This is a genomic window from Ruegeria sp. SATB045 (assembly GCF_059613525.1).
In genome coordinates, this window is sequence record NZ_JBXWSR010000030.1 from 1 (window position 1) to 1,469 (window position 1,469).

Consider the following 1,469-nt stretch of genomic DNA (forward strand, 5'->3'; position numbering starts at 1 on the left):
CCGGATGAGGGTAACTGCCGAAACGTCTCATCTAGCATCGGATGAACCGGAACCAGTCGCTCCGCCGCGTCCGTCTTGAGCAGTCGCAGTTCGTTTGGTCTGACATGAACGAAGCACCCGAGGTTGCCCTTGGTCACAAGGTCTTCCCGGAGCAGCCCGACCGCTTCCCCCGCTCGCATTCCTGATAGCAGACAGGTCAGCAGAACCGGATGTAACTCCCGGTCCTTGGCTTGGAGCAACCGCACGACTTCATCGTCCGTCGGAACTGCATAAGGCGCTGGGCGCACCTTCCGGTCGAAGAGAACCGTTCGGAATGGATTGACCTCCAGATGCCCCTCGTAGACCACCCAGTCGAGGAAGTGATTGACCTGAGACCAGATACGTCGCTGAGTTCTGGCTGTTATGGTCAGCGACCCCCGAGAGGAATACGCTACTAACTGGTCCAGAGTTAACCCACGGGTCCGTTCTGACTTGCCGATCATCGGAGACAGTTGGGCTATTGCGGACAGAAACTCCCGTCCGTCTGCTCTGTCCAGACCGCAAACCGATTGGTCACCGTATCGACTAGTGAACAACCCGACAGAGTATCGGACCGATTTAAACCCGCTGGGTCGTAGCTCATTACTGCGCTTGTTCAGATAGGCCCGGCTCAGGTCACGCACTGGCACCTTCACTGGTGCTGATGGTCTGGCGAAGCTGGACGGCTCCAGATTGCACCCAGAGTGCTCCAGAGTGGCCCGGAGACGGACGAGAGACGACTCCGGATGGTCAACCCAATCAGGAGACAAACCGTTGACCTCCGGGGCAGAGAGGGCTTCTTCAGCGTGCGACCGAACCTGTTCCACCAGTGTCTCGAACCGGGCGTTGACTTCAGCGGCGCGAACGCGGGCAGTGTTGCGGTCACTGGTCTTGAGGCTCTGCTTCAGCGCCCGAGCGCCCAGCGCAAGAGCCACGTCAACGGGATAGTTGCGTCTGAACAGCCACGTATGGCCCTTCAGATAGGCATAGCGAATGTGAGCAGACATGGGTCTCCTCCTTTTCTGTTTCGAATTTGGGATGGGGTCAGTTGGTTGAGACGAGCCTGACGATCATCTCGAGGGCCGGTTCGCCGTAGGACCCAGCCAGTGGACCGCTGACAGCAAAGCCGGTCACGCAGTCTTCGAACACCTCTTCCACGCGGAACAGATGCTCAGGGACGTCATCGAAGGCGCGGACGACCACGACGTCGCCGGGGGTCAGCTCCAGCTCAGTCATCGTCGGACTTCCACGTCCAGAGAACCGCCAGCAGAACCAGCGCTGAGACAGCGGGGTGAGACCGCGAAACCACCCAGAGCATCGTCGTCAGGACGGCCTTGGGCGGTGGGTGCAAAAGAAAACCCCCGACGAGAACGCCGAGGGCAGACAGGTACTTCATGGATCAATCTCCTGCAGTTGCTTCTTTATTTAGATGCAGGAGGTTGCTCGGTTTT

Annotated in this window: 3 protein-coding genes; all 3 read right to left on the reverse strand. The window is 58.9% G+C overall.

The features are described 5' to 3' along the window. A partial coding sequence (locus AC2FNR_RS17405; protein WP_496850373.1) for a DUF6538 domain-containing protein occupies positions 1 to 1,025 on the reverse strand: 1,025 nt, incomplete at its 3' end. Positions 1,026 to 1,062: 37 nt separating this feature from the next. Beyond that, on the reverse strand, positions 1,063 to 1,254 hold the full coding sequence (locus AC2FNR_RS17410; RefSeq protein ID WP_496850375.1) for a hypothetical protein: 192 nt from the start codon (positions 1,252 to 1,254) through the stop codon (positions 1,063 to 1,065). After that, entirely contained in the window at positions 1,247 to 1,414 is a 168-nt protein-coding gene (locus AC2FNR_RS17415) for a hypothetical protein (protein WP_170537863.1), read from the reverse strand. The genes AC2FNR_RS17410 and AC2FNR_RS17415 overlap by 8 nt, the downstream gene beginning before the upstream one ends. Between the last annotated feature and the right edge of the window lie 55 nt (positions 1,415 to 1,469).

Excerpts from the sequence above, each read along its gene's own strand:
- AC2FNR_RS17410 (WP_496850375.1), bottom strand. The coding sequence starts at position 1,254 with ATGACTGAGCTGGAGCTGACCCCCGGCGACGTCGTGGTCGTCCGCGCC.
- AC2FNR_RS17415 (WP_170537863.1), bottom strand. The coding sequence starts at position 1,414 with ATGAAGTACCTGTCTGCCCTCGGCGTTCTCGTCGGGGGTTTTCTTTTG.